The organism is Collinsella sp. AM16-21 (assembly GCF_003471905.1).
GTDB lineage: Bacteria > Actinomycetota > Coriobacteriia > Coriobacteriales > Coriobacteriaceae > Collinsella.
Genome location: NZ_QRKJ01000008.1, coordinates 112,169 through 114,025, shown reverse-complemented (window position 1 = coordinate 114,025; position 1,857 = coordinate 112,169). Strand labels below are relative to the sequence as shown.

The 1,857-nt window shown below is 63.7% G+C and carries 2 protein-coding genes; one reads left to right on the top strand and one right to left on the bottom strand.

Translation table 11 applies throughout. From position 1 onward, the window contains the following. Positions 1-139: 139 nt before the first annotated feature. Positions 140-535 (top strand): hypothetical protein, encoded by a 396-nt coding sequence (locus tag DW180_RS06065; protein ID WP_233545202.1) that lies wholly within the window; start codon positions 140-142, stop codon positions 533-535. Positions 536-723: 188 nt separating this feature from the next. Here the strand turns inward: DW180_RS06065 and DW180_RS06060 are convergent. Continuing rightward, on the bottom strand, positions 724-1,857 hold a 1,134-nt coding region (locus DW180_RS06060), incomplete at its 5' end, for an IS30 family transposase (protein ID WP_233545200.1).

Here is a 1,857-nt window from a genome sequence, read left to right as displayed (position 1 = left end):
GATGGAAACGGATGTTCTATCGGGACACACATTTTGTCCTATAAGCCAGAAAAACTTAGTTGATTGCCTTTTTTGTTGTGATTCAACTTTGATCGTAGCTTCTAACTAATTAATTTTCGTAAGAAAGGAGAACAGCTGAATGAATATCCCTTTTGTTGTAGAAACTGTGCTTCATGACGGCTTGTTAAAGTACAAATTTAAAAATAGTAAAATTCGCTCAATCACTACCAAGCCAGGTAAAAGTAAAGGGGCTATTTTTGCGTATCGCTCAAAAAAAAGCATGATTGGCGGACGTGGCGTTGTTCTGACTTCCGAAGAAGCGATTCACGAAAATCAAGATACATTTACGCATTGGACACCAAACGTTTATCGTTATGGTACGTATGCAGACGAAAACCGTTCATACACTAAAGGACATTCTGAAAACAATTTAAGACAAATCAATACCTTCTTTATTGATTTTGATATTCACACGGAAAAAGAAACTATTTCAGCGGTTGATTTCCGATCTCAGCCGAACACATTGAGCAAATAGGTCGTTCCCGCACCTAGCCGAACGCCCCCGCGGCCCCTCCCGGGGCCCGGGGGCGCCGTTTTCCCAGTTGAAGGAACGGTGGAGATGTGTTTCGATGGGTCCGGTGGCCATGCTCCGCCCGCCGCCCGGCACCTCTTCCCAGACTCAGCCGAACGGTCGGTCCGCCTATTCCGTTTTTCCCTTTCAGGCTAGGCCAGCGGGGCATCGCCCCTTTCCTCGCGCGCCCGCGCGATGAGCCCCGGCGTCAGGTCGAGCTCGCCGACGGGCACGTCCTCCACGCCGTACGCATCCAGCAGCGCCTCCGCGTCGGCGCCGAGCATCGCCCGGAAGGCGCGGGCGGGCGTCGCGAAGCCGAGCGCGCCGCGCGGCTCGGAGTTCACGTGCGACATGGCGAGCGACAGGTCCGCCGGGGCCAGCCGGTCGAACCTGAGGCCGCGGCCCTTGGGCAGCAGCTTCCTGATCTCGACGTGGTTGCGCTCGCAGGCGCCCTTCTGGTCGCTGCGCCGGGGGTCGCAGTAGAACAGCCTCGTCTCGCCCGGCCCCTCGCCGATCAGCGCGGCGATGGCGCCCTCGTCGGAGAACTCGGGGCCGTTGTCGGTTAGCACGGCCCGGAAGACCCTCCCCATGCCGCCGGCGCCCAGCACCGAGCGCACGCCCCCGAGCGCCGCCGCCACGCTCTCGGCGTCCTTCGCCGCCAGCGGCAGCGCGAGCTGCAGCCTGCTGGGGCGGTGCAGCAGCGTGAGCAGGCAGGCGCCGTCCTCCCGCGCGCCCTCGACGGTGTCCATCTCCCAGGCGGCGGCGCAAACGTCCTCGCCGAGGGCGAGGAACGCGGCGTGCGACCTGCGGGGCGAGTGCGGCGTCGCCCTCTTCGGGGCCCGGTGCGACCTGGGCCTGTAGCCGACCTTGCGCCTGAGCTCCATGTTGGTCATGCCGTCGTAGCCCGCCGCGACCCAGCGGTAGATCGTCGAGGGCGACAGGTCCACGGGCCCGCCGTTGCGGGCGGACAGCTGCTCGGGCGAGAGCCCCCGGCCCAGGCCGTCGCGGATGAGGGCGAGCGCCTCGGCCGCGGCGGGCTCGTCGGCGTCTATCCCGCGCCTCGACGAGACGAGGACCGAGTCCGCGCACAGCTGCGCGGCGCGGGCGTCGTAGAAGACGTGCGGGCGGCGCTTGCAGCCGACCGCACGGTACCGCCCGCACCCGTTGCAGCAGCGCGGCCACGCGGCCAGGTGCGGGCAGGCAGCCGACAGGTCGGCGGAGGCGTCCACGCGCTCGCCGCGCCTCTCCCTCGGCGCGGTCACGAACCTGTGCGACGCCACCTCGGA